The sequence below is a fragment of the Sphaerisporangium sp. NPDC051017 genome (assembly GCF_040683095.1).
In the GTDB taxonomy this organism is placed as follows: domain Bacteria; phylum Actinomycetota; class Actinomycetes; order Streptosporangiales; family Streptosporangiaceae; genus Sphaerisporangium.
In genome coordinates this window covers 10,288-36,859 of record NZ_JBFBCI010000046.1, presented here as the reverse complement: position 1 = coordinate 36,859, position 26,572 = coordinate 10,288, and the positions used below count along the sequence as shown (strand labels likewise).

General features: G+C 71.0%; 17 protein-coding genes. 8 read left to right on the top strand and 9 right to left on the bottom strand.

Annotation, left to right across the window (positions count from 1 at the left end):
* Positions 1-87: 87 nt before the first annotated feature.
* The 5 genes from AB0M95_RS29340 to lanKC form a co-directional block, all read right to left on the bottom strand.
* Positions 88-1,893 carry an ABC transporter ATP-binding protein gene (locus AB0M95_RS29340; RefSeq protein WP_363771271.1) on the bottom strand — a complete coding sequence of 602 codons (1,806 nt, stop codon included), beginning with the start codon at positions 1,891-1,893 and terminating at the stop codon, positions 88-90.
* Positions 1,890-3,848: an ABC transporter ATP-binding protein gene (locus AB0M95_RS29335; RefSeq protein WP_363771268.1), complete on the bottom strand. Its 1,959-nt coding sequence runs from the start codon at positions 3,846-3,848 to the stop codon at positions 1,890-1,892. The genes AB0M95_RS29340 and AB0M95_RS29335 overlap by 4 nt, the downstream gene beginning before the upstream one ends.
* Positions 3,849-3,932: 84 nt before the next feature.
* The gene (locus AB0M95_RS29330; protein WP_358510698.1) at positions 3,933-4,061 is read right to left on the bottom strand and encodes a SapB/AmfS family lanthipeptide; all 129 of its coding nucleotides are present in this window, start codon (positions 4,059-4,061) and stop codon (positions 3,933-3,935) included.
* A gap of 66 nt (positions 4,062-4,127) precedes the next feature.
* Positions 4,128-4,256 carry a SapB/AmfS family lanthipeptide gene (locus AB0M95_RS29325; protein ID WP_363771265.1) on the bottom strand — a complete coding sequence of 43 codons (129 nt, stop codon included), beginning with the start codon at positions 4,254-4,256 and terminating at the stop codon, positions 4,128-4,130.
* A gap of 6 nt (positions 4,257-4,262) precedes the next feature.
* The gene (gene lanKC / locus AB0M95_RS29320) at positions 4,263-6,908 is read right to left on the bottom strand and encodes a class III lanthionine synthetase LanKC (protein WP_363771262.1); all 2,646 of its coding nucleotides are present in this window, start codon (positions 6,906-6,908) and stop codon (positions 4,263-4,265) included.
* A gap of 517 nt (positions 6,909-7,425) precedes the next feature.
* Here lanKC and AB0M95_RS29315 point away from each other — a divergent pair.
* Positions 7,426-7,614 carry a DUF2795 domain-containing protein gene (locus AB0M95_RS29315; RefSeq protein WP_363771259.1) on the top strand — a complete coding sequence of 63 codons (189 nt, stop codon included), beginning with the start codon at positions 7,426-7,428 and terminating at the stop codon, positions 7,612-7,614.
* 66 nt (positions 7,615-7,680) lie between these two features.
* On the opposite strand, the gene AB0M95_RS29310 is transcribed toward AB0M95_RS29315, so the two are convergent.
* The gene (locus tag AB0M95_RS29310; protein WP_363771256.1) at positions 7,681-8,352 is read right to left on the bottom strand and encodes a response regulator; all 672 of its coding nucleotides are present in this window, start codon (positions 8,350-8,352) and stop codon (positions 7,681-7,683) included.
* The gene (locus AB0M95_RS29305) at positions 8,349-9,986 is read right to left on the bottom strand and encodes a sensor histidine kinase (protein ID WP_363771253.1); all 1,638 of its coding nucleotides are present in this window, start codon (positions 9,984-9,986) and stop codon (positions 8,349-8,351) included. Before AB0M95_RS29305 ends, AB0M95_RS29310 begins: the two co-directional genes overlap by 4 nt.
* Before the next feature lie 137 nt (positions 9,987-10,123).
* Between AB0M95_RS29305 and AB0M95_RS29300 the strand changes: the two genes are divergently transcribed.
* Complete coding sequence (locus AB0M95_RS29300) at positions 10,124-11,512, top strand: cation:dicarboxylase symporter family transporter (protein ID WP_363771250.1); 1,389 nt, start codon at positions 10,124-10,126, stop codon at positions 11,510-11,512.
* A gap of 137 nt (positions 11,513-11,649) precedes the next feature.
* Here the strand turns inward: AB0M95_RS29300 and AB0M95_RS29295 are convergent, their stop codons facing one another.
* Positions 11,650-12,579, bottom strand: coding sequence for a hypothetical protein (locus AB0M95_RS29295; protein WP_363771248.1), 930 nt, complete (start codon positions 12,577-12,579; stop codon positions 11,650-11,652).
* 70 nt (positions 12,580-12,649) lie between these two features.
* Between AB0M95_RS29295 and AB0M95_RS29290 the strand changes: the two genes are divergently transcribed.
* The 4 genes from AB0M95_RS29290 (at position 12,650) to hrpA (ending at position 18,258) form a co-directional block, all read left to right on the top strand.
* Positions 12,650-12,796 (top strand): hypothetical protein, encoded by a 147-nt coding sequence (locus tag AB0M95_RS29290; protein WP_363771245.1) that lies wholly within the window; start codon positions 12,650-12,652, stop codon positions 12,794-12,796.
* Between the two features lie 54 nt (positions 12,797-12,850).
* Positions 12,851-13,609 (top strand): polyphosphate--glucose phosphotransferase, encoded by a 759-nt coding sequence (ppgK, locus tag AB0M95_RS29285; RefSeq protein WP_363771242.1) that lies wholly within the window; start codon positions 12,851-12,853, stop codon positions 13,607-13,609.
* A gap of 149 nt (positions 13,610-13,758) precedes the next feature.
* Positions 13,759-14,190 (top strand): ATP-binding protein, encoded by a 432-nt coding sequence (locus AB0M95_RS29280; RefSeq protein WP_363771239.1) that lies wholly within the window; start codon positions 13,759-13,761, stop codon positions 14,188-14,190.
* 186 nt (positions 14,191-14,376) lie between these two features.
* A complete protein-coding gene (gene hrpA, locus AB0M95_RS29275; protein WP_363771236.1) occupies positions 14,377-18,258 on the top strand; it encodes an ATP-dependent RNA helicase HrpA in 3,882 nt (1,293 codons plus the stop codon).
* Positions 18,259-18,298: 40 nt separating this feature from the next.
* Here hrpA and AB0M95_RS29270 read toward each other — a convergent pair whose 3' ends face one another.
* Positions 18,299-19,072, bottom strand: a complete 774-nt coding sequence (locus AB0M95_RS29270; RefSeq protein WP_363771233.1) for an AfsR/SARP family transcriptional regulator — start codon at positions 19,070-19,072, stop codon at positions 18,299-18,301.
* Positions 19,073-19,280: 208 nt separating this feature from the next.
* Here AB0M95_RS29270 and AB0M95_RS29265 point away from each other — a divergent pair, with 208 nt between their 5' ends.
* Both AB0M95_RS29265 and AB0M95_RS29260 read left to right on the top strand, forming a co-directional pair.
* Positions 19,281-19,844 carry a hypothetical protein gene (locus AB0M95_RS29265; RefSeq protein WP_363771230.1) on the top strand — a complete coding sequence of 188 codons (564 nt, stop codon included), beginning with the start codon at positions 19,281-19,283 and terminating at the stop codon, positions 19,842-19,844.
* A complete protein-coding gene (locus AB0M95_RS29260) occupies positions 19,841-26,521 on the top strand; it encodes a DUF4082 domain-containing protein (protein WP_363771227.1) in 6,681 nt (2,226 codons plus the stop codon). The genes AB0M95_RS29265 and AB0M95_RS29260 overlap by 4 nt, the downstream gene beginning before the upstream one ends.
* The last annotated feature ends 51 nt before the right edge of the window (positions 26,522-26,572 follow it).

The following is a 26,572-nucleotide window of genomic DNA, read 5'->3' as shown; positions in this document are numbered from 1 at the left end:
TCCAGCAGGTCCCCCTGCGTCGCCGAAATAGGCCGAATAGGAAGGCGCAACCGGCGTGATCGGAGACGTACCCTGGGCGAGGGTAAATTAAGGGCATTTTATGGCCCAATGTCGGTTTTCTCGTGGGGTGTCGCACGCCTCGGCGGCGACAGGGTCCTCCCAGCGGCCCATCAGGTCCCGGTACAGCGGCGACCCGGCGATCATCTCCTCATGCGTGCCCACCCGCGCCCGGACGCCGTCCATCACCAGCACCCGCCGCGCCCGCAGCGCCGAGGTGAGGCGGTGCGCGATGACGATCAGCGTGCCCTCGCGGGCGGCGAACGCCTCCTCCGCCCGGGCCTCGGCGGCCGGGTCCAGATGGCAGGTGGCCTCGTCCAGCAGGACCAGGCGCGCGGGGGACAGGTACGCGCGGGTGAGGGCGATGAGCTGCCGTTCCCCCGAGGACAGCTCGGACGGGTCCACCACGGCCTCGTACCCGCCGATCCGCCCCGCCAGCTCCGCCATGCCGACCGCCTCCACGGCCCCGTCCAGGACGGAGTCCGTCGCGGCGCCGCCCGCCGCGAGGTAGGCCAGGTTCTCGCGCAGCGTCCCGCGGAAGACGTACGCCTCCTGCGGGATGAGGACGCGCGCCCGGCGCAGGGACTCCGGGCCGAGCGACTCCACGGGGACGCCCCCGAGCAGCACCCGCCCGCGCGCGGGCCGCAGGATCCCCGCCGCGAGGGCCGCCACGGTGGACTTGCCGATGCCGCTCGGCCCCACGACGGCCAGGTGGTCCCCCTCCGGCACGGTCAGGTTCAGGTCCGACACCACCGGCTCGGCGTCCGGCCCGTACGCGAACGTCACCCCGCGCAACCGCAGCGGCGCCCCGGCCGTGCCCCGGGACGTCGCGAGGGGGGCCGTGGCGGGGTACGCCGTGATCTCCCGCCCGCCCCGGGAACCGGCCGCCGGCCGGGCGCCGGTCGCCAGGATGCGTTCCAGCGCCACCACCAGCCGCACGCCGTTCACCCCGACCCCCTGGACGAGACTGCCGAGCGCGGGCGTCAGCGACTGCGCCACGTACGTCAGCGTGCCGAGGATCACCCCGGCGGTCGCCCCGTCCCGTACCAGGCTCGGGGTGGCGGCCAGGACCAGGAGGATGGGCAGCCAGCCGCCGACGGCGAGGGAGAGCGTGCGCACGGCGGTGAGCCGGGCGAGCGCCTTGGCGATCCCGGCCTGACGGGCGACGTCCCGCCCGACGGCGGCCTCCACGCGGTCCTCCGCGCCGCACGCCGTGACGTCGCGCAGCGCGTCCACCATGGACGCCAGCGAGGACGCGGTGCCCTCCTCGGCGAGGATCAGCCGCCGCTGCAGCCGGGCCATGGCGGGCAGCGACGCCGAGAACAGCGCCAGCCCCGCGACCAGCGGCGCCAGCACCAGCGGCAGCACCCCGTCCGTCAACGTGAGCACGCCGAGCACGACCCCGGCGACCGAGAACAGGAACGACCTGCTGACGGCGATCACGGCGGCGAAGGAGTCGCGGGCGAGCTCCACCTGGCGGCCGAGCCGGGCGACGGCGGCGCTGTCCGGCCGCAGGCCCGAGCTCGCCGACCGGTGCAGCGTCCCGGCGACGACGTGGCGCAGCAGCGCGTCGCGGAACGGCTCGACGATGCGGGCGACGGCCAGGAGCACCTGGCGGGCGCCGATCGCGGCGGTCAGCCAGGCGGCGGCCATCAGCGTCAGCCAGCCGAGGCCGGCGACCGGGCGCCCGGCGGCGAACCCGTCGTCCAGCGCGTGCGCGATGGCCTGGCCGGACACGAACGAGGGCGCGGCCTCGGCGAACGACCAGCCGAACAGCCGCACCAGGTCGCGGGGCCGCCGCCGCGCCGCCCCCCACAACAGCTCGCGGATCCTCATCCTCGCTCCACCGCCGCGGCGTCCCGGACCGCGTCCGGCGACGTGGAGGCCTTCGCGGGCCGCGGGCCGTCCGGTGACGCGGGCCCGTCCGGTGGCGTCCCTCCCGGGGGACGGCCGGGCGGGTCGCCGACCTGGAACACCGCCCGGTACGCGGGGTCCGCCCACAGGGTCTCGTGGGAGCCCCGCCCGCGGATCCGCCCGTCCTCCAGCCACACGACCAGGTCCGCGCGCGCCGCCGTCCCCGCGCGGTGGGCGACGATGACCCGCGTGCGGTCGCGCAGTTCCTCGGTGAGCGCCCGCGCCACCTGGTACTCGGTGACCGTGTCCAGGCTGGACGTCGCGTCGTCAAGGATCAGCAGCCGCCCGCCGTGCGCGAACGCCCGGGCCAGCCCCACCCGCTGCCGCTCCCCGCCCGACATGGGCGCCTCGTCCACGGGTGTGTCGTACGCGCGGGGGAGCCTGCGGACGAACGCGTCGGCCGCGGCGGCCCGGGCGGCGTCCGTCACGCCCCGGTCCGTCATGCCCGCGTCCGTCATGCCCGCGTCCGTCATGCCCCCGTCCGTCATGCCCCCGTCCGTCATGCCCCCGTCCGTCACGGTCCCGTCCGTCATGGTCGCGTCCGGGCCGCCGGCGGCGATGGCCTCGCGCAGGGTGCCGCCGAAGAGCACGGGCCGCTCGAAGGCGTACCCGACGGCCCGGCGCAGGGCCGGGCGGGCGAGCCGGGGGAGCGGCACCCCGTCGAGCAGGACCTCGCCGCGGCCGGGGTCGAGCATGCGCCCGGCGACGGCCGCCAGGGCCGACTTGCCGCTGCCCGACCGGCCGACCACCGCCAGCACGGACCCCGCGGGCACCACCAGGTCGATGTCGCGCAGCACGGCCCGCCCGTCGGCGTGGACGGTGTGGACGGTGACGTCCCGCAGTTCCAGCCGCCCGCCGTTCCCGGCCGCGCCGGGCAGCTCGCCGGTGCCGTACGCGGGGGCCGGATGGTCGAGCACCTGCCGTACCCGCCGGGCGGCCGAGCGCGCACGCGCCAGCCGGTTCAGGTACCCGAGCGCCGAGCCGATGCCGGCGCCGAGCACGGCGTACCGGGCCGCCGCGAACAGCTCCCCGGCCGTCAGCTCGCCCGCCGCCAGCAGCAGCCCGCCGACCCCGATCACCGCGGTCTCCAGCAGCGGGACGACGATGGCCGCCTGCACGCCCGCGCGGGCGTTGACGCGCCACAGGGCCATGCCATGGGTGCGCAGGCGCGGCAGGGGGGCGAGGACGCGGCGGACCTCCTGGTCCTCGGTTCCGGCGGCGGCGATGGTGCGCGCGCCCGCCAGCGCGTCGATCAGCCGGGACGCGATGTCGCTCTGCGCCTCCTGGTAGCCCCCCGAGACGGCAGTGGTCTCGCGCAGGAAGGCCCGCAGCACCAGCAGGATCACGGCCAGGCCCGCGGTGAACGCCACGGCGAGCCAGGGATCGATGAGCGCCAGCGCGACCAGCGACCCGGCGGCCGGCACGAGCAGGGACACGGCGGTGATCACGGCCTCGGGCGCGGCGCCGACCTCCTCGGCGTTCGCCCCGGCGCGGGTGACCAGGTCGCCGGGCGGGAAGCGGCGCGACATGGCGGGGCCGCCGGCGAGGATGTGCCGGACCAGCCGCCCGCGCAGCAGGCGCGCCGCCTGCGCGCCGCCCGAGCCGGACGCCAGCACCCCCACCGCGTCGCAGGCGACGACCGCCGCCACGAGCGAGGCGCACACGAGGAGCACGCCGGTGACGTCACCGCCGGGAGAGACGAGGACGTCCACCGCGCGGCCCAGCGCGCCGGGGAGCAGCAGCTCGACCACGGCGCCGACCGGCGCGGCCACGGCGTAGACGTAGGGCCATCCGCCGCTGCGGCGGACCATCTCCAGCAGGAGCCCGTCGGCCCGGCGTTCCGCCGAGGCCTCGGACGGAGCCGTGGTTTCCGCCATCGCCAAGGTTTCCCCTCGAAGAGTCCAGGGAATGGACAAGCCTGGAGCGGCCGTGCAGGGCCGCCCCAGGCTTCAGCCCGCGAGTCAGTTGCCGCAGAGGATGCTGAGGCTGCTGTTCTCGTGGGGGGTGCACCCCAGCAGGCTGAGGTTGCTGCCGCCGCCGCCGTGGCCGCCGCCGGGGAGTTCCATGTCCTGCAGGTCGAGAAGCGCCATGGGGATCACGCCCTTTCGTTGATCTTTCGGGGTTCAGGGGTATCGCGGGGTCCCGCGAGCGGAACGTCAGTTGCCGCAGAGGATGCTGAGGCTGCTGTTCTCGTGGGGGGTGCACCCCAAGAGGCTGAGGCTGCTGCCGCCGCCGCCGTGGCCGCCGCCGGGGAGCTCCATGTCCTGGAGGTCCAGGAGCGCCATGTCACGTCACCTCCTTCCCGTGCTGGAACCGTCCGCCGACCCGGCGGGGGTGCCGGGCGGGGAGATGAGGGGCAGGGACACCGGCCGGTCGTGCAGCACGGTGCCGAGCGCGAGGACCACGCCGGCGGTGCCGGTGCCGAGGTCCATCGAGAGCCGGAGCAACTGGTTGCCCGGGAAGGCCAGCCCGCCGCCGTACGGCATCGCGTGCCAGGCCAGCCGCGCCACCTGGGCGGCCACCTCGGGTGAGGAGCGGCCGACGCCCGGGACGAGGCCGAGGGCCAGCGCGGCGATCATTCCGGCCCGCCCGGAGAACAGGCCGGACTGGACGTAGTAGTCGAGGGTGGCGACGGGGCCGATGTCCGCAAGCGCCCGCCGGAACGTCTCGTCCTCGCGCCGGTCGAGGTACCGGCGCAGCACCAGCCCGATGCCGGCCGAGCCCTCGTCCATGTACGGGTTCGTGCGCCAGCCCTGCTGGACCTGGAGCTGGCCGTCCTCGCGGCGCGTGCACCGGCGCAGGTCCTGCCGCAGGGCCACGCTCGCGAGGTCGAGCAGCGCGTCCTCGCCGGTGGCGTCGTGCGCTTCGAGGAACAGCAGTGCCGGGCCGGAGGATCCGCGCATCAGCCCGGCGTGCGGGTTGCCGCCGCCGCTGACCTCGGGCACGCTCTCGACGGTGCCGAGCCGCCCGGCGACCAGGTCGACGATCGTGTACGCGGCGTCCAGCAGCTCGCGTTCCCCGGTCGTACGGCCGAGGTGCAGCAGGTTCAGCCCGATGCCGGACAGCCCGGCGTACAGGCTCTGGCCGAGTTGCTCCCACCTCTCCCGCAGGCAGAGGGTGACCAGTTCCAGGGCGTCCTCGCGGCGGCCGAGCGCGTCGAAGGCGTAGGCCACGCCGTGCAGGCCGTCGTAGAAGCCGAGGCCGGTGCCGGGTTCGGGGGCGAACGCCCGCTCGCGCAGCCACTTCTCGTGCTCGGGGTAGCGCCCCGCGCCGGTCGCGGCCAGCGCGTACAGGACGCCCGCCGCGCCGCTGCCCAGGTTGAGCCCGCCGCCCGGCTGGAACTGCGCGGCGTCGCCGGGGAACAGCCGGTCGTCGCGCTCGGGGGTGGCGGAGGCGAGGATGGCCCGGCGGGCGGCGTCCCGGATGTCCTTCCAGGACGCCCTGCCCGGCAGCGGCAGCTCCTCCATCGCCCGCGAGCCCGGCCGCCCTCTCCCGGCGGCCGTGCTCCCGGAGTCATCGGAGTCGCCGGAGTCGCCGAGGATCGTCCGGACGGCCTCCTCGACGTAGTCGCCCGGCACCGGGAAGGTCTCGCGCACCAGCGCGGCGAGGTGGGTCACCTTGGGCCGGTGCAGGGGGATGAGCACCGTGGACATCGGGGCGAACAGGCTCAGGCGCATGCACGCCAGCGAGTACCGGTCGGCCGCCACGCCGAGCCGGTCGGGCGGCGGGCAGAAGCCGGGGTGCGCGAGCGTCGGCCGGGCGTTCCTCTCCGCCAGGCTGGCGACCTCGAAGTCGATCAGCACGACGCGGTCGCCCTCGACCAGGACGTTGAAGGGGTGCAGGTCGCCGAAGACGACGCCGCGCCCGTGCAGCGAGGTGACGGCGCGGTCGACGCGGTCCAGCATGGCGAGCGCCCACTCGGTGTACTCGGCGGCGTCCTCGGCGGTGATGGTCGCGCGGGTCAGGGGGTGGCGGTGGATCGACTCCTGGCTGAGCGTGGTGCCGTCCACGAACTCCTGGACGAGGAAGTGGTGCTCGCCGAGCTCGAAGTAGTCGCGCAGCGCGGGCACCGCGTCCAGCCCGTCGAGCCGGCGCAGGATCTCGGCCTCGTGCCGGAGGCGGGCCACCGCGTCGCGCCCGGCCGCGTCCAGCCCGGCGTACGGCCTGGCCTCCTTGAGGACGACCGTCTCGCCCGTGCGCGTGTCCGTGCCCTTGTAGACGCCGCCGCCGTTGGAGAAGTGCAGCACGTCCTCGACGGTGTACGGCAGGCCGGTGAGCGTGACCGCGTTGCGGGCGGCCAGGTGGGGCTCCAGGAAGGCCGGCAGCGTCACCCAGGACGGGGGCGAGAAGGACGGGCCGCGCCGGTCGGGCACGAGCTCGCCGCCGGGGTTCTCGATCGCGAGGACGCGGTCGCGGTCGGCGTTCAGGGTGTAGCGCTCGGCGAAGCCGCCGTAGCGGACGAACAGCGGGCCCTCGCCGACGCGCAGGTCGCTGAGGATGTACGGGCCGCGCACGCCGCGCAGCAGGCCGTCCAGCTCCTTGACCACGAGCTCCAGCTCGGCCTCGTCGGCGGGGTAGATGGTGACCAGCTTGCCGCTGCTGCCCCGGTCGGCGTACTTGGAGTTGAGCATCGTCACGACGCGCGGCCCGCGCAGGAACTTGAAGCTGAGCCGGCGGCCGACGCAGTAGTCCCAGACGGTGTCCAGCGTCCGCTCGGCGTCGGCCAGGCGGGCGGAGACGTGGATCTTCCATCCCTGGGCCGGGAGCACGTCCTCCTCGGGCCCGTAGTGCAGCCACGTGTCCGTCGCGCGGTGACGCCAGCCGGGGGGAACCTTTCTGTCCGCTATGGGAAAGTCGGGGTACTTCGTCCGCTGGTTGTCAAGGGTGTCGTAAAACAGTGGATCGGCCAGGCAATAGATCTCGTATCTGCTGATCACGTTCCACGCCCCTCTCACCGCTGCTCGCCGCACGATCGCTGGGATGAGAATTACGGATAACCCCAGCGATGGCTAGTGACGCTGCCCACAGGGGTCATATGCCGCTGTCACTGTTGCATTCGTGATAACTGTCATTGTCGGCGGGCTTGACCTGTGTGTTTATGAAAGTGCGGGATTCCTGGGGTGACTTCGGAGAAATTCCGGGGTTGACCTGGTTTGAAACCAAAAAGTGGTGTTGACCTGCCTCGATTCAAACCAGAAAAGTTCTCGCGTTTTCCAGGTCGGGGTGTCCGTCATGGAGATCGGCGTCGCCGGCGGCGTGCGGCGAGAGGGTGGGGTGCCGCGCGGACGGCGTCACCGGCGGTGGGATCCGTCTGATTCACTCCGGTTAGGAAGGAGTCGTGCAGTGGAGGGGGAAGGTGACGTAAAGACTCGTGCATCGCGTTCTTCTGAGGTGGAATGGCCTGGTTTCCAGCTGATTCGCCGGGGACAGGAACCATGACGAAAAGGAGGAACCATGACACAGACGGACTTCATCCACGTGCAGAAGTACCTTTCCGGAGTTGACTACCCCGCGAGCAAGCAGGAGCTGGTGGACCACGCCAAGAAGAAGGGCGCGGACGAGCAGGCGATGAAGGCCCTCGGGCGCCTGCCCGACCGCGAGTACGACGGGCCCAACGGCGTCAGCAAGGAACTCGCCAAGTAGTCCTGACCCGTCCGGACGCCCGCCTGGGGCCCCCGCTCATGGGCGCGAGGGACGCGGCGGCGGGGCTCAGACGCTCTGGTAGAGCAGCTCAGGGCGTCCGAGCCCGCCGTACCGGGGGACCCGGCGCACGCTGCCCGTCCCGGCGAGGTGTTCCAGATAGCGCCGGGCCGTCACCCGGGAGACGCCGATCGCCGAGCCCACGGCCTGCGCCGACAGCCCGCCCTGCGCCCTGCGCAGCTCGCCGGCCACGGCGTCCAGCGTCGCCTGCGTCATCCCCTTCGGCAGCGGGACGCGGGCCGTCCCCCGCAGCGCAGACAGCGCGCGGTCCACCTCGCCCTGCCCGCTCACCTCGCCCGGCCCGCCGACGGAGGAGCGGAACTCGGCGTACCGCTCCAGCTTCTCGCTCAGCGCGGCGAAGGTGAACGGCTTGAGCAGGTACTGCACCACCCCCACCGACACCGCCGAGCGCACCACCGCGAGGTCGCGCGCGGAGGTGACCGCGATCACGTCCGACAGGACGCCCGCCGCGCGCAGCGCCCGGCACACGTCCAGCCCGTGCATGTCCGGCAGGTACAGGTCGAGCAGCACCAGGTCGGCCGGCCGCCGCCGCAGGAACCGCAGCGCCTCGTCCCCCGTACGGGCCACCCCGAGCACCTGGAACCCCGGGACGCGGCCGACGTACAGGCGGTTGGCCTCTGCGGTCAGCTCCTCGTCCTCGACGATCAGCACCGAGATCACGCTTCCTCCTCCTTCCCGGCGGCCGGCCCAGTAGCCGGAGCCGGACCCGTCAGCGGCAGCCGTACGGTGAAGACCGCACCCCGTCCGCCGTGCTCGACCTCGATCGTCCCGCCGAGGCGGCGCACCGCCTGGCCGACCATGGCCAGCCCGAGCCCCCGGCCGTCGCCCTTGGTCGTCCACCCGCGCCGGAAGGCGTCCTTGGCCTCGTCCGCGCCGAGCCCCGGCCCGCTGTCGGAGACGCGGACCAGGAAGCCCCCGTCCCCCGCACTCAGGTGGACGGCGGCGCGGGCGGGCGGCGGCCCGGTCATGGCCGCCTCCACCGCGTTGTCGATGAGGTTGCCGACGATGGTCACCAGGTCGCGCCCGTCCAGCGCGACGTCGTCCAGCTCGCTCTCGGGGCTGATCGACAGCTCCACCCCGCGCTCGGCGGCCTCGGCGGTCTTGCCGAGCAGCAGGGCGGCGAGCACGGGCTCGCGCACGGCGCCCACCACGCGGTCGGTGAGCTGCTGGGCGGCCTTCAGCTCGGCCGTGGCGAACGCGACCGCCTGCTCGGCCCGGCCCAACTCGACCAGGGTCACCACCGTGTGCAGCCGGTTGGCGGCCTCGTGCGCGGCCGAGCGCAGCGACTCGGCGAAGCCGCGCTCGGCGTCGAGCTGGCCGGTCAGCGCCTGCAGCTCGGTGTGGTCGCGCAGCGTCACGACCGTGCCGAGCGAGCGCGCGCCCGAGCGGACGACGGCGGCGTTCACCACGAGCACGCGGTCGCCGGTCAGGTGGATCTCGTCCGCGCGGTCGTCGCCCGAGGTCAGCGCCTCGGCCAGCGACGGCGGCAGCCCGAGCGCGGAGACGTGCAGCCCCTCGGCGTCCGGCGGCAGGCCGAGCAGCTCGCGCGCGCCGTCGTTGGCCAGCGTCAGCCGGTGTTCCGCGTTCACCAGCAGCAGGCCCTCGCGCACCGCGTGCAGGATCGCGTTGTGGTACTCGTACATGCGGCTGAGCTCGGCCGAGCGCAGCCCGTGGGTCTGGCGGCGCAGGCGCGCGCCCACCAGGTACGTGCCCGCCGTGCCCGCCGACAGGCCGATCGCCCCGGTCAGCGCGGCCGTCGCGAGCTGCTCGCGGAGCTGCGCGCTGATCTTCTCGACCGTGATGCCTGCGGCGACCAGCGCGCGCACGTGCCCGCCGGAGTCCCGCACGGGCGTGACGGCGCGCACGGACGGGCCGAGCGTGCCGGTGTAGGTCTCGGTGAACGTGCGGCCGGCGAGGGCGGGGGCGGTGTTGCCGAGGAACCGCCTGCCGATCTCCGCCGGGTTCGGATGGGTGTACCGGCGGCCCTCGGGGTTCATGATCGTGATGAAGTCCAGCCCGGCCTCCGTGCGCACCTTCTCGGCGTACGGCTGGAGCACCGCCGAGGGGTCGGGGTCGGCGAGGGCGGCCAGGACGGCGGGGGAGTCGGCCACGCTGACGGCCACCGCCTTGGTCGTGGCGCCCGCCTCGTCGATCAGCAACTGGCGGATGTGCAGGAACGTGAGCAGCGTGCCGCCGGCCACGGTGATGCCGACGACGGCGATCTGCAGGGTGAGCATCTGCCCGGCCAGACTCCATCGCCGGAGGCGAGGGAAGAGGGGCGTCACGGCGTCCACGCGGCGGCTCCTTTCTCACGGATCGCGGTGACCCTTCGTTGGCGAACGAAATGTACGTAATAGTGACGCAGATCACTGGCCGGGGGATAGTCGCTCGATACGCATCCCCCAGCACCTGCGGAAACAGGGAGGGTCGTGTGACCACGACAATCACCCCGGACACCCCCGGCACCCCGGTGTCCCCGCCGCCCCGTGATCGCACCCGGTATCTGTACCTGGCGGTGATCGTCGCGGTGGTCGCGGGCATCCTCGTCGGGTTGGTGGCCCCGGACGCCGGCGTCGCCCTCAAACCCCTCGGCACGGCCTTCGTGGCGCTGATCAAGATGATGATCAGCCCCATCATCTTCTGCACCATCGTGCTCGGCGTCGGGTCGGTCGCCGAGGCCGCCAAGGTCGGCAAGGTGGGCGGCCTGGCCATCGGCTACTTCGTCGTCATGTCCACGGTCGCGCTGGTCATCGGCCTGGTGGTCGGCAACCTTCTGCACCCCGGCGAGGGACTCCAGCTCACCGACGCGCTGCGCAAGGCCGCCGAGGACCAGGCCGCCAAGGGCGGCGAGAGCGACACGACCACGTTCCTGCTCGGCATCGTCCCCACCACGCTCGTCTCGGCGTTCACCTCCGGCCAGGTGCTGCAGACCCTGCTCGTGGCGCTGCTCACCGGCTTCGCGCTCCAGGCGATGGGCCGGCGCGGCGCGCCGATCCTCACCGGGCTCGGCCACATCCAGCGCCTCGTCTTCCGCATCCTCGCGATGATCATGTGGGCGGCGCCGGTGGGCGCGTTCGGCGCGATGGCCGCCGTCACCGGCGCGGGCGGGTTCGACGCGCTGCGCAGCCTCGCCGTCCTGATGATCGGCTTCTACATCACGTGCCTGCTGTTCGTCGGCGTCGTCCTCGGGGCGATCCTGCGGCTGTTCGCCGGGATCAACCTGTGGTCCCTGCTGCGCTACCTCGGCCGCGAGTTCCTGCTGATCCTGTCGACGTCCTCCTCGGAGTCCGCGCTGCCGCGCCTGATCGCGAAGATGGAGCACCTCGGGGTGGGCCGCGCGGTCGTCGGCATCACCGTCCCGACCGGCTACTCGTTCAACCTGGACGGCACCGCGATCTACCTCACGATGGCGACGCTGTTCGTGGCCAGCGCGACCGGCGCCCCGCTGTCGCTCGGCGAGCAGATCGCGCTGCTCGTGTTCATGATCATCGCCTCGAAGGGCGCGGCCGGCGTCACCGGCGCGGGGCTCGCCACGCTCGCCGGCGGCCTCCAGTCGCACCGCCCCGGGCTGGTCGACGGTGTCGGCCTCATCGTGGGCATCGACCGGTTCATGTCCGAGGCCCGCGCGCTGACCAACTTCGCCGGTAACGCGGTGGCCACCGTCCTGATCGGCAACTGGGTGCGCGACTTCGACCGCGACCGCGCCGAGGAGGTCCTGGCCGGCCGCCTCCCCTTCGACGAGTCCACCCTGCTCGACGAGGACCACCCCACGCCGCCGCCCTCGGCCGCCGAGCGGGAGCCGGCGTTGTCACCGCACTGACCTTGAGCACTGGCCCTGCGGGGCCCGTCCGCGGCGCGTCCGGAGAAACCCGATGAACCCGGGCCGGGCGCGCCGCGCAACTTTCCGATGTCGCACGCCCGCCGCCTTGGAGGAGACCCGGCGGCCGGGGGTGACGGCTACCGCGGCAGGCCCGCGCGGTAGACCTCCCTGGTCAGCGCGGTCGGCCTGGCCGCGGAGGACTTGTAGGACGCCCCCGCCGGCTGGAGCGTGAGCACGGCCATAATGAGGCGGTCACCCTTGCCGGCGAGGCCTGTGGTGTGCAGCACCGGGCGCGCGAGGTTCACCGGCGGACGCGCGGGCGACGCTGACGACGCGGGGGTGCTCTCACGGGCGGCCGTGGCGGCGTCCGCAGCCGTGCCCGGGGCGAGCGTCGCCGACGAGGCGCCCGTGATCCCGGCGTCGCTCGCGGAGGCCCGGCCGCTCGCCCGCGTGCCCGAGCACGGGACCGCCGGGTGGGCGCCGTACCCCGACCAGCCCTGCTTGACCGCCCACGGACGTGGGACGGCGCTCGGGATCCCGAAATACTGGTCGAAGTCATCCGCGGCGCACCGCGTGGCGTTGCTCAGGTGGCCCAGGATCACGTCCCGCACCGCCGGGTTCGCCCGCTCCAGCAGGTAGCGGTACGTCTTCACGACGTCCGACGCGCTGAGCGCGGTGTACCCCCAGAAGCCGGGCTTGGACGCGGGCGGCGGCCCGGTGTCCACCAGCTTGAGGCGGCGCACCACGCGGTCGATGATCGCGGCCCGGCCGCCCCGGTTCCAGAAGGCCGTCGCCGCGTCGTCGTCGCTGGCGCGCAGCATGCGCCGCAGCAGGTCGGCGTCGCCGGGCGGCATGGCGGTGCCGGGCTTGCGCGACTCCAGGTAGTCCAGCGCGATGAGGACCTTCACGACCGACGCCGAGCGGAACCGGACGTGCGGCTTGTACGACAGCGTGGTCCTGCCCGTGACCCGGTCGAACACCACGTAGCTCGCCGCGGTGCCCGCGGGGATCTTCGGCGGGCGCGGCGCCGCCGAGGGGCTCGCGGCGGCCGGGGCCGCGATCGCCATGGTAACCACAGTGGTGGCTACGGTGGTGACCACGGTCGCGAGTAGGGCGGTCGTGAGGAGCGCGGCCCGCGTGGACGAGAACCTGGACGAGACCGTGGATGTGAAGGCGGACGTGAAGGTCGGCACCCGTCATCCCTACCAGATCGGTACGGCGCCGATGCCCGCAATACGGGAAGCGGATGGTAGTTCTGCCGTGTACGTGGCAGTAATCGGCTAGGCCTGTTCGGCGCGGAGCCCGATTGGTGGGGACCCGATTGGTGGGGAGCGGCATATGAACGCACTGGGAATCGACATCGGCGGCTCGGGGATCAAGGGCGCCCCCGTGGACACCGCCACTGGGACACTGCTCGCGGAGCGCCTGCGAATACCGACGCCCAGTCCCTCGGCCCCCGGCCCCGTGGCCGAGGTCGTCCGGGACATCATCCGCCACTTCGACTGGACCGGCCCGGTCGGGGTGACCTTCCCCGGCGTCGTGGTGAACGGCGTCACCACGACCGCCGCCAACGTCGACCACGCCTGGATCGGCCTCGACGCGCGCGCCCTGTTCACCGAGGCGGGCGGCCTCGGCGTCATCGTCCTCAACGACGCCGACGCGGCGGGCCTCGCCGAGGCCGCCTTCGGCGCCGGCCGGGACCAGGACGGCCTGGTCGTCACCCTGACCTTCGGCACCGGCATCGGCAGCGCGCTGATCATGGACGGCCGTCTCATCCCCAACACCGAGTTCGGGCACCTGGAGCTGGACGGGCACGAGGCCGAGCACCGCGCGTCCGACCACGCCCGCGAGGCGCACGGCCTGAACTGGGAGAAGTGGGCCCACCGCGTCCAGAAGTACCTGGAGCACATCCAGATGCTCATGTCGCCGGCGGTGATCGTCATCGGCGGTGGAGTCAGCAGGAAGGCCGACAAGTTCCTGCACTACATCGACCTGCCCGGGACCAGAGTCGTGCCCGCCGCGCTGCTGAACAACGCCGGGATCATCGGGGCCGCGCTCGCCGCCGCCTCGGCCGCCGCGCCCAGCGGCCACTGCTGAGACGGGCCGCACGGCGCGCCGGTCCGGGGCGGCCCGCGCGGTCCCTCCGTGGCCGCAGGAGGTCACGGAGACCGGCGCAATCATGACGTGCTTCTGTGTTTGCACGTGATCCTGAGGGCACCTATCGGGGTGGGTGAGAAGGAGGAACCGTGAAGGTGACCATCGCATTGCGCTTGCCCAGGGACGCGGCGAGCGTGTCCGTCACCCGGCAGATTCTCGGCGCCGAGCTGGAGGTCCTCGGCGTCGAGCGTCACATCACCGAGGACGTGCAGCTCATGCTGACCGAGGCGTGCTCCAACGTCATCCGGCACGCCACCGAGGGCGACGAGTACACGGTCAGCGTCGAGCTCGTGGACGACAGATGCCTGATCACCGTGGTCGACACCGGACGGGGGTTCGATCCGGAGAAGATCCGTCCCGGCCTGCCGCTCGCCGAGCACGGCCGCGGGCTCCAGATCATGCGCGCGCTCGCGGACGATGTGCGGTTCATGAACCGTCCCCGGCAGGGGGCGATCGTCTGCCTGGAGAAGACCCTGAAGTTCACCGCCGACTCGCCCGGCCATCTGCTGAGCGCGCGCTGAGCCCCCCGGCGGGCGGCGCTGAGAACCCCTACGGGCGGATGCCGAGAGCGCTCGCCGCGACCCGCGCCGGTGACCTCACATGCCGGAGCACCCCGGGGTCGCCGCTAAACCGTTGGCGAAGACCCCGGGCGGGTTGCTTATCCTTGCCGGTGGCGGCTGTTCGACGGGACGGCCGGGAAAGCGACCATGGGATCTTCTTCGGTGACATCGCCCCTGACCGGCCTGCGCGAACGCCTGCCCGCGCTGATGCTGCGCGACGAGATCAGGCTGCGCCGCCGCATCGACGGCGCGCGCAAGGTGCGCGACCACAAGGCGCTGAGGGCCATCGCCGACCAGGTGACCGGCCAGATCGAGGCGGCCGAGGCCCGGGTGGAGGCGCGGCGGGCCCTCGTCCCCCCGCTCACCTATCCGGAGAACCTGCCGGTCAGCGCCCGCAGGGACGACATCCTCGAAGCCGTGCGGGACCACCAGGTGGTCATCGTCGCCGGTGAGACCGGGTCGGGCAAGACCACGCAGATCCCCAAGATCTGCCTGGAGCTCGGCCGGGGCGTCAAGGGCCAGATCGGCCACACCCAGCCGCGCAGGATCGCCGCCCGGACGGTCGCCGAGCGCATCGCCGAGGAGCTCGCCATCCCGCTCGGCGGCGCCGTCGGGTACAAGGTGCGCTTCACCGACCACTCCGGGGACGACACGCTGGTCAAGCTGATGACCGACGGCATCCTGCTGGCCGAGATGCAGCGCGACCGCCTCCTGTCCCGCTACGACACCCTGATCATCGACGAGGCCCACGAGCGCAGCCTCAACATCGACTTCATCCTCGGCTACCTGAAACAGCTCCTGCCCCGGCGTCCCGACCTCAAGGTGATCATCACCTCGGCCACCATCGACCCCGAGCGCTTCTCCCGCCACTTCGGCGACGCCCCGATCGTCGAGGTCTCCGGGCGCACCTACCCCGTCGAGGTCCGCTACCGCCCGATCACCGACGAGCAGGAGGACCAGGCGCAGGCGATCGTCGACGCCGTGGACGAGCTGTGCGCCGAGGGGCCCGGCGACATCCTGGTCTTCCTCAGCGGCGAGCGTGAGATCCGCGACACCGCCGAGGCGCTGAAAGGCCGAAAAGAGGAGGTCCTGCCGCTGTACGCGCGGCTGTCGGCCGGCGAGCAGCACCGCGTCTTCCAGTCCCACCGCGGGCGCAGGATCGTCCTGTCCACCAACGTCGCCGAGACCTCCCTCACCGTCCCGGGCATCAAGTACGTCATCGACCCGGGCTTCGCCCGCGTCTCCCGCTACAGCCACCGGCTCAAGGTCCAGCGCCTGCCCATCGAGCCCATCTCGCAGGCGTCCGCCAACCAGCGCAAAGGCCGCTGCGGCCGCACCTCCGACGGCATCTGCGTCCGCCTGTACGCCGAGGAGGATTTCCTCGGGCGGCCGGAGTTCACCGACCCCGAGATCCTGCGCACCAACCTCGCCTCGGTCATCCTCCAGATGACCACGCTCGGCCTCGGCGACATCACGGCCTTCCCGTTCGTCGAGCCGCCCGACCAGCGGCAGGTGAAGGACGGCGTCAACCTGCTGCACGAGCTCGGCGCCTTCGACGACGACCGCCGGCTCACACCCATCGGCGGCAAGCTCGCCCAGTTCCCCGTCGACCCGCGCCTGGCCCGCATGGTGCTGGCCGCCGACGCCAACGGCTGCGCCGCCGAGGTCATGGTCATCGCGGCGGCGATGTCCATCCAGGACCCGCGCGAGCGGCCCGCCGACAAGCAGGCCCAGGCCGACCAGAAGCACGCGCGCTTCGCCGACAAGGAATCCGACTTCCTCACCTACCTCAAGCTGTGGGACCACCTGCGCGAGCAGCAGAAGGAGCTGTCCTCCAGCCAGTTCCGGCGCATGTGCAAGGCCGACTACCTCAACTACCTGCGCGTCCGCGAGTGGCAGGACATCTACAGCCAGCTCCGGCACGTCGCCACGGGCATGGGCATCACGCTCAACTCCACCCGCGCCGAGGCATATCCGATCCACGTCTCGCTGCTGGCGGGCATGCTGTCCCACATCGGCGTGATGGACGTCGAGAAGAACGAGGAAGGCTCGCGCCGCCGCGCCATGCGCGAGTACATCGGCGCGCGGGGCGCCCGGTTCGCCATCTTCCCCGGCTCGGGGCTGTTCAGGAAGCAGCCCCGCTGGGTCATGGCCGGCGAGCTGGTCGAGACCTCGCGCCTGTGGGCGCGCGTCGTCGCCAAGATCGAGCCGCAGTGGATCGAACCGCTCGCCGGGCACCTCGTCAAGCGCACCTACAGCGAGCCGCACTGGGAGAAGAACCAGGGCGCCGTCATGGCGCATGAGAAGGTCACGCTGTACGGCGTGCCGATCGTCGTGGAACGCAAGGTCCCCTACGGGCGCATCGACCCCGAACTGTCCCGCGACCTGTTCATCCGGCACGCCCTGGTCGAGGGCGACTGGGAGAGCAACCACCGCTTCCTGAAGGACAACCGGCGGCTGCTGTCGGAGGTCGAGGAGCTCGAGACCCGCGCCCGCCGGCGCGACATCCTTGTCGACGACGAGACGCTGTTCGACTTCTACGACAAGCGCATCCCCGAGGACGTCGTCTCGGGCCCTCACTTCGACACCTGGTGGAAGCGCAAGCGGCAGGACGAGCCCGAGCTGCTCACGTTCACCGCCGACATGCTCATCAACGCGGGCGCCGACGCCGGCGACCTGCACCAGGCGTACCCGGACGCGTGGCGGCACCTCGGCCAGCGCATGCGCCTCACCTACCAGTTCGAGCCGGGCGCGGACGCCGACGGCGTGACCGTCCACATACCGCTGCAGGTGCTCAACCAGTTCGAGGGCGACGGCTTCGACTGGCAGGTCCCCGGCCTGCGCGAGGAGCTGGTCACCGAGATGATCCGCTCGCTGCCCAAGCCGCTGCGCCGCAACTTCGTCCCCGCGCCCAACTACGCCCGGTCCGTCCTGCAGAACGTCACGCCCGGTCAGGAGGCGGTCGCCGAGGCCGTGTCCCGCGAGCTGCTGCGGCTCACCGGCGTCCGCGTCCCGCCGGACTCCTTCGACCCGGCCCGCCTGCCCGACCACCTGCGCGTCACCTACCGCGTCGTGGACGAGCGCAAGCGCACCGTCGGCGAGGACAAGGACCTGGAGGCGCTGAAACGCCGCCTCGCCCCCAAAGTGCGCGCCACGCTGTCGCGCGCCGGCGAGGAGCTCGAACGCTCCGGCCTGCGCGCGTGGAACTTCGGCGACCTGCCCAAGCTGTTCGAACAGGGCCGCGTCAAGGCGTACCCGGCGCTGGTGGACGAGGGCGCCTCGGTCGCGATCCGCGTCTTCGAGACCGAGGCCGAGCAGCGGGCCGCCATGTGGAAGGGCATGCGCCGGCTCGTCCTGCTCGACGTGACCTCGCCCGCCAAGGCGATCCTGCGCGGGCTGAGCACCCAGCAGAAGCTCGCCCTCAGCCACAGCCCCCACCGCGACGCCGCCGACCTCTTCGAGGACTGCGTGACGGCCGCGGCGGACAAGCTCATCGCCGACGCGGGCGGCCCGGCCTGGACGCCCGCCGACTTCCGGCGCGTCCACGACCACGTACGCGCCGAGCTGTACGACACCACCGCCGAGGCCGTGTCCCGCGTCGAGCGCATCCTGGTCGTCTGGCAGGGGGTGCGCGGCACGCTCGCCGCGATGAAGAGCCCCGCCGACGCGCTGGAGGAGATCGACGAGCACCTGTCCACGCTCGTCTTCCCCGGCTTCGTCACCGAGACCGGGTACCGCCGCCTGCCCGACCTCCAGCGCTACCTGCGGGCCGTCGAACGCCGCCTCGAGAAACTCCCCGACGACCCCTACCGCGACCACGAGCGCATGCTCCAGCTCGACGAGATCCGCCTGGCGTACGAGGACCTCCTCACCCGCCTCCCCGAGCCCCGCCGCTCCGAGGACGCGGTGGTGGAGATCCGCTGGATGCTGGAAGAGCTACGCGTCAGCTACTTCGCCCAAACCCTCGGCACCCCGTACCCCATCTCCGACAAACGCATCCGCAAGGCCATGGACCGCCTCACTCCATGACCCCGCCCGGTCGCGCCCGCTGCGGTCACGTACGGAAGCCTCACATCGAGTTCTCGAGGGGTCCATGGGCGAGGGGAGGATGCCCGTTGAGGATCTTGGAGTGAAGCTCCCGCACGTGGTGTCCGGGTTTGACCCCGGTCTGGTCGACGAGAGTGCGACTCAGTCGGTGGTAAGCGTCCAGGGCCTCGGATTGGCGTCCGGAACGATATAGAGTCAACATGAGCTGGGCATGGCCGCGCTCGCGTAGGGGATGCCTGGCGGTGTGGGACAGCAGATCACCGATGGTGTCGTTATGGCGGTCGAGCGCGAGCTTGACGTCGATCAGATCCTCCGACACGGTCAGGCGCTCGTCCTCCAGGCGACGAGCCCAATCCGCCAGCTCTCCTCTGAGGTCGAGTCCATGGAGTACCTCCCCCCGCCACATGCTCAGCGCCTGCTCGAACAGCCGGCTCGCGCCGACCAGATCGTGATCACGGACGGCTTGCCTCCCACCTGCGGCCAGGCGGCCGAAGGCCGTGGCATCCAGACTGTCCGGCTCCATGACGAGGAGATAGCCGTTTCCGGCAGTGCGGACAGGGAGGCTGCCCGGCGTCAGCACGGCTCGGAGCATCGCCACGTAGGTCTTGAGATTGCTCCTCGCGGACTTCGGCGGTTTGCCGTGCCAGAGCCAGTCGATCAGACGATCGGCGGGGATCGGCAGGTTGGCCTTGAATAATAGCAGCGCGAGCAGAACCCGAGGCAGCCCTTGGGCGATCTGCAGTACCTCGCCCTCGTCGTTTCGCACCAGGATCGGTCCAAGCACCTCGAACAGCACGGCTCTCCTGAGGGAAAGGGCCCACGACAAGACTTGTTGATCTCTAGCGTGAACCTTAAAGGATGCTGTGACTGCCAGTAAACCGGGATGATTGCGGCAGAACGGCCCCGAAGGGGCGTCGCCGGTGTGCCTTCAATGTGCCTTCGATGTGCCCGTGATCATTACCGTGCTGTGCGTATGCCCTTGCCCAGCTACGTACGGAGTGTAGATGGTCTTCTCGCGGCTCAAAATCAGGGCAAGACAAACCCGGACAATCGCAGCCGGCATGGTCATCGCGCTGGCGGTCACCACGATCGCAGGCGCTCCCGAAGCGGTGGCCGCAGACAAGGCGCGCGCAGCTGCAGTGGCTGCGGCCAAGGCGACCTCTACACAAGAGCAGGTCACCGAGCGCCCCGACATGACGTCGGCCGGGTTGGCCGCTCGTCTGCAGAACTCTCGCGTGGAGGTGACCTCTGAGCGCACCGAGGAGTCCACGTCCTGGATCAATCCCGATGGGACCGTGACAACGGAGATCAACTCCGGGCCTATCCGCGTCAAGCGCGGAGATGGCTGGGTGCCGATCGACACCACGCTCATCCAGGAAGGTAACCGCCTGGTTCCCAAGGCCGCTGTTGCCGACATCGACTTCAGCGCGGACGGTTCTGGCGCCTTCGCCTCGATCGCTGACGACACCACGGTGAAGGTCAACGGCAAGCGCAAGGGCAAGGCGCGCCGCTTAGGCCTGAAGTGGGCGGGTCAGTTGGGCAGGCCGGAGGTTTCGGTAGCACCTTGACGTGGCGTGATGTCGCGCCGGGTGCTGATCTGGTCGTGCAGGCGCAGGCGCAGGCGCAGGCTCGTGGTTTCGTGCATTTCGTGGTCTTCCGGGAGCGGCCCACCGGCCCGGTGGAGATCAAGCTGCCGATGGAGCTGTCAGGAGTGCAGTTCGGCCAGCGCGCCGACCATGGTCTGCAGCTTGCCGACGATTCCTCGGGCAAGGTGATCGCCGCCGCTCCCGCGCCGCAGATGTGGGACGCCGCCGCGGAGGAGTCCCCCGATCAGGGCAAGCGTGCCGAGGTGGCCTCCGAGATCGTCAACGGGCCGGACGGGCCTGCGTTCGTCCTCAAGCCGGACACCGGGTTCATGGCCGACCCGGCCGTGCAGTTCCCGGTCACGGTGGACCCGTGGATGAACCTGACCCTGCAGACCGACACCTTCGTCTCCGACGACTACCCCAGCTCACAGACCGGCGCCACCTGGCTGCACGCGGGCAAGTTCGGCACGGGTACCAAGACCGCACGCACCTACCTGCAGTTCGGGCTGAACGGGTTGACCCGCAAGCACATCATGAACGCGGATCTGACCCTGTCGAACTACAAGTCCAACGCCTGCGGCAGCAGCGTGGGATCGGGTGTGCAGGTGCGCCGGGTCACCTCGGCGTGGCAGTCCTCGACGCTGACCCTGGCGGCACAGCCGTCCACGACGACGACCGGCGCGGTCACCAACACCAACGCCTACGGCGACCCGGACTGCGCCGAGAGCACGATGCTGTTCTCCATCGAGAGCATCCTGCAAGCCTGGTCGGACGGCACACCGAACTACGGCCTGCAGATCCGCGCGGTGAACGAGGCTGACGCCACCAACTGGCGGATGTTCCGCTCCTCGGAGAACACCGCCGGCATGCCTGGCCCGAAGATCATCGTCCAGTGGAACTCCTACCCGACCGTGCCCTCAGCCCTGTCGATCACCCCGAGCGCGGGCGGTACCAACGGTGGGACGTTCGTCACCTCGCTGACCCCGACCCTGGCCGGCCTGGTCGGCGACGGCGAATGGGACACCGAGCGGATCGACTTTGAGATCCTGCGTGATCCGGCCTACCCGGCCGAAGGCACCGGGACGGTCTGGTCGGGCGCGGTGAACGGCCTCCAGCAGGGCGAGCTGGGCAAGATCCAGGTCCCGGCGGGCAAGCTCGCCGACGGCAAGCACTACCAGTGGCGGGCGCGCGGGTTCGACGGCACCGACTACTCCCGATCCTGGTCGGCGCTGAAGAGCTTCACCGTCGATGCGACCGACCCGGCCGCTCCCACCGTGAGCGTGGCGTCCTATCCGGCGAACGCCTGGTCGGCCAAGCAGACCCAGCCGGTGACCGCCACCTTGAGCACCACCTCGGCTGACGGCTCGGGCTACTACTGGGGCCTGGACGACCCCTCCGCGCCGAACCTGGCCGCCGACAACGGCGGCGGTGGCCACCCGCTGACCATCAGCATCGACCCCAAGCAGGGCTGGCACACCCTGTACGTCAAGACCCGCGACATGGCCCTGCGCACCTCGACGGTCACCGCCTACAACTTCGGCGCGGGAGTCGGTCAGGTCACCAAGCCGCTGGACGAGGACCGCACCCAGGCCGCGATCGCCCTGGCCGCTGTAGCGGCCCCCGACCGCACCGGCGTACGGTACGAGTACAAGGCCGACGTCAAGACCGACGCCGCCTGGTCACCGATCCCCACCACCGATGTGACTGTACCGGGCTCTGCCACCCCCATTGCCGCCTGGCCCGTGACACGGACCAACACGAGCCAGCCGTTCGCCGAGCTGTACTGGGACGTCGCCCACACCATGCGCAGCGCCGGTCGTGGTGACGGTCCGGTCGCGCTGCGGGCCTGCTTCACCAGCGGCACCGCCGACGACTGCTCCGATGCGGTCGGCTTCACCCTGGAACGAACCGCCTTCGGCGCCTCCTACGCGACCACGGCTCTCGGCCCCGGGACCGCCGCCCTGCTCACCGGTGACTACTCAGTCGGCGCGACGGACGTCAGTGCGTTCGGACTGTCGGTGTCCCGGGGCCACACCACCCTGGCCCCCGCAACCGTCACCGGCGCAGGCGGGGTGTTCGGACCAGGCTGGACCGCCTCCTTCCCCACCGGCAGTTCGGCCGTCGCCGGCAGCCAGTTCGAAGACCACACCGACAAGGGCTACGTGCTCTTCACGGGTCCTGACGGCTCTCAGCTCACCTACACCAAGCAGGCCGACGGCACCTACCAGGGCGTCTCCGACGCCACCGACGGGTCTACGGTGGTCAAGGACTCACCCACCCAGTTCGCCCACACCGATACCTTCGGGGACAAGACAACCTTCAAAGCAGCCGCGGTGGCCCCGACCGCCCCCGCACACCTCTTCGCCGCCACGGCAGCTCCCACGGTTGCGTCGGTCAACGAGCCCGACCCGCTGGAGATCGGGGTGAAGTTCACCGCCGACCAGCCAGGACTCATCACGGGAGTGCGTTTCTACAAGGGACCAGGCAACACCGGAACCCACATCGGCAACCTGTGGACCACCGCCGGGCAGAACCTCGCCACCGGGACGTTCACCGGCGAAACCGCATCGGGATGGCAGACGCTCACCTTCACCGCACCGGTTCAAGTGAGTCCTGGCACGACGTATGTGGCGTCCTACTTCGCTCCGGCGGGACACTATTCCTTCGACGACAACTTCTTCGCTGCGGCCACCGACAGCCCGCCGCTGCACGCCCCGGCCACCGCGGACGTGTACGGCGGCAACGGCGTCTACGGCTACGGGACGGCCTCCACCTTCCCCTCCGGGAGCTACCACGGCGGCAACTACTGGGTGGACGTGGACTTCGTCCCCAACCAGGGGGCACCTGATCCCGCCCTGCCGACCGTGAGCACCACCAGCCTGTTCGGCGTGGCCGCCACCCCGGGAACCGCGGCCTCCACCGACCCCGACCCGGTCGAGTTGGGGGTGAAGTTCACCGCCGACCAGCCCGGATTCATCACCGGGGTACGTTTCTACAAGGGGCAAGGAAACACCGGAACCCACATCGGGAACCTGTGGACCGCGTCAGGTCAGAAGATCGCCACCGGCACGTTCACGGAGGAGACGGACTCGGGCTGGCAGACCCTCACCTTCCCCGCACCGATCCGGGTGACGTCGGGCACAACGTACATCGCGTCCTACTTCGCTCCCGCCGGGCACTACTCCTTCGACGGTAACTATTTCGCGTCGACGAAGGACAGCCCGCCGCTGCACGCGCCGGCCACCAGCGCGGTGTACGGCGGCAACGGCGTCTTCTCCTACGGCAGCGCCTCCCAGTTCCCCACCAGTTCCTACGGCGGCGGCAACTACTGGGTCGACGTCAACTTCGCTTCTGACTTGACCCGATGGGTCGTCAGCCGTGTCGATGAACCCGGCCAGGAGAACACCACCACCTATGCGCTTGACGGGCAAGGACGGGTAACCCGCATGCTCGCCCCGGTTCCGGCAGGAGTGGACTGCTCCGCAAGCCTGGTCGCAGGCTGCAAGACGCTCGACATCACCTACGCCTCCGCCACCACGGCAACGGGCATCGCCTCCGGCTGGGGTGACTATGCCGGGCTGGTCAAGTCGATCTCATACACGGCCTATGACCCCGCAACCTTGGCGATGAAGTCCACGATTGTCGCCACCTACGGGTATGACTCCACCGGGCACCTGCGCACGGTGACCGACCCCCGCCCCAATCTGACGGTCACCTACTACTACGACGGCGCGGGCCGGATCTCGCAGATAACCCCGCCCGGGGTCAACCCCTGGCGGATGGACTACGACACCTCCGGCCGACTGGCCGATGTCCAGCGCGAGGCAGGCGCCACGGACATCGTCCAGGCGGTGTCGTACGGTGTGCCGATCAACTCGCCGGTGGACGTGACCGGGGCGACGGCCGCGACCTGGTCGCAGACCTCTGACCTGCCTCGGACCGGTACGGCGGTCTTCCCCGCCTGGCACGTGCCTCCGCAGGCCGGGGACGGCTCCTACACTCCCGCCTCCGGCGACTATCCGTACGCGTCCCTGACGTACATGGACGTCAACGGCCGCGCCGTCAACACGGCGACGTACGGCGCCAGCGCCTGGCAGGTCTCGACGACCCGGTACGACGACAACGGCAACACCGTGTGGGACCTGAGCGCGGGCAACCGGGCCGAGGCCCTCGCGCCCACCACTTCGACGGACGCCTACGTGGCCGGGCGCACCAGCAGCGCCGAGCGCGCCGACCTGCTGGCCACCCTCACGACCTACAACGACGATGGGGACGCCCTGACTGGCGACGGCCCCGCCCACCAGGTGATGCTCGCCGACGGCACGCTCGTGTCCGCCCGCCAGCACACCAACTACACCTACGACGAGGGCAAGCCCGACCCCGATGTCGACTACCACCTCGTCACGACCACGACCGTCAAGCCGCTGGTCGTCAACGGCGCTGGCACGGTCGCGTCGGCCGATACCCACACCGAGAAGACGGGCTACGACCCGATCGTCTCCGGCGGCCCCTCTGGCTGGGACCTCTTCCAGCCCACCAGCCACAAGACCGTCGTCGCAGGCGGCACCGACATCGTGCAGAAGGTCCACTACGACGACGCCGGACGCCAGATCGAGCGGCGCATGCCGTCCTCCTCGGGCTCCGATGCGGGCACGACCACGACGACCTACTACACCGCCGCCGCCAACTCCTCGTACCCGTCGTGCGGCGGGAAGCCGCAGTGGGCCGGACTGATGTGCCGCGCCGCTCCCGCCGCCAACCCCTCCAGCGGAGGGACGCTGCCAGTCACCACAGTCACCTATGGCTACTGGGGCCAGACCGCCCAGACCGTCGAGACGTCGGGGTCGGCGACCCGAATGTCGACGGTCACGGTCGACTCCGCAGGCCGTACGGCCGCGACCAGCGTGACCGAGACCGGCGCCGGCAGCACCGCACTGCCGGATCGCACCTACACCTACGACAGCGCCACCGGCCTGCAGACCGGGGTCACCGCCGACGGAGTCTCGGTCACGACCGCCTACGACGCGCTCGGCCGGGCGTACTCGACCACGGACGCCGACGGCAACACCGCTGTCACGACGTACGACCCGACGGGCCGGGTCGCCACGGTGAACGATGGCAAGGGCACCTACACCTACACCTACGACGGCACCGACGCCGCCGGAAAGGCCGAACGGCGCGGCCTGCCCACCGGCATCGCCGTCTCCACCATCGGCTCGTTCACCGCCGCTTACGACGCGGCGGGCAACCTGGTCAAGCAGGTGTACCCGAACGGCCTGACCGCCACCAGCGGGTGGGACGATACCGGCAAGCAAACCAGCCTGACCTACGCCAAGTCGGGCACGAACTGGCTGGCCTTCACCGCGATCCCCGACGCCAACGGCCGGACGGTGGAGACGGCCGGGCCGAACGGCAGCCTGCAGCACTACAACTACGACACCGCCGGGCGGCTGACCCAGGTGTCGGACACCTACAACCTGTCGTGCGAGACCCGCACGTACGGGTTCGACGTGGACACCAACCGCACCTCGCAGGCCAGTTACCCGGCGGCCGACGACGGGTCGTGCTCGACCTCGACCACCCCGACGACGGTGACCCATACCTTCGACTCGGCGGACAGGATCACCGATTCTGGGTACTCCTACGACGCGTTCGGCCGTACGACCGCCGTCCCAGCGGGATCCACGGCCAACAGCGCGGCGGTCACGGTCGGCTACTACGCGGGCGACATGGTCAGGACCCTCACCCAGGCGTCGACGACCAAAACCTTCACCCTCGACCCGCTCGGCCGCGTCCGCCAGACCACGTCCTCGGTCGGCACGCAGACCAACCATTACACGGGTGGCGGAGACTCGCCGGCCTGGATCAGCGAGGCGAATGGCACCTGGACCCGCAACGTCACCGCGTTCACCGGTCTGGAGGCCACGCAGACCAGCGGCGGCATTCTCACGCTGCAACTCACGAACCTGCACGGGGATGTCGTCGCGACCTGCGCCGATAGCAGTAGTGCCACAGGGGTGGACAGTTACTCCGAACAGAACGAGTATGGCCTCGATCGAGCTGTCAACACCAGTGACCGCTATGAGTGGTTGGGAGGTGCCCAACGAGCCAGCGACACGGTCGCCGACATCGTCCTCATGGGCGTGCGCCTCTACAACCCCGCCACCGGCCGATTCCTCCAGGTCGACCCCGTGGCCGGCGGCAACGCCAATGCCTACGACTACTGCAGCGCAGACCCCGTCAACTGCCGAGACCTCGACGGCAGGTTTGCCTGCGGTTTCTCCTGGAGCGCGTGGAAGTGTTGGGCGATTGCGGGCCCTGCAGGCGCCGCGGTGGTCGCCGCCTGCGGGCTCATTCCTGGCCTGGCTGCGTCAGGATGGTTGTGTGTATCACTGGGCGGAGGCGTGACCGGCGCTGTCGCGCAATGGTACAAGGACAACTGGAAGTGGAACAGCAAAGCCATATGGGATGCCTTCGTCGAAGGATTCGGTGAAGCTCTCGGTGCCTGGGCGGCCAGCAAACTCATAAAAGGCCTAGGCTGGCTCATAAAGGTCCTCAAGAATAATACCGTACGGTCTGTTCTCGGATGGATACTCAGCAAGGTCAAGCTCATCGGAGCCGCAGGTAAGCATCACAACACAAAACTGCTCAGGGACTAGGCTCGTGTAGCTGACCCTGGAACCCGGCCAAGGAGGCCGCGAACAGCGTCT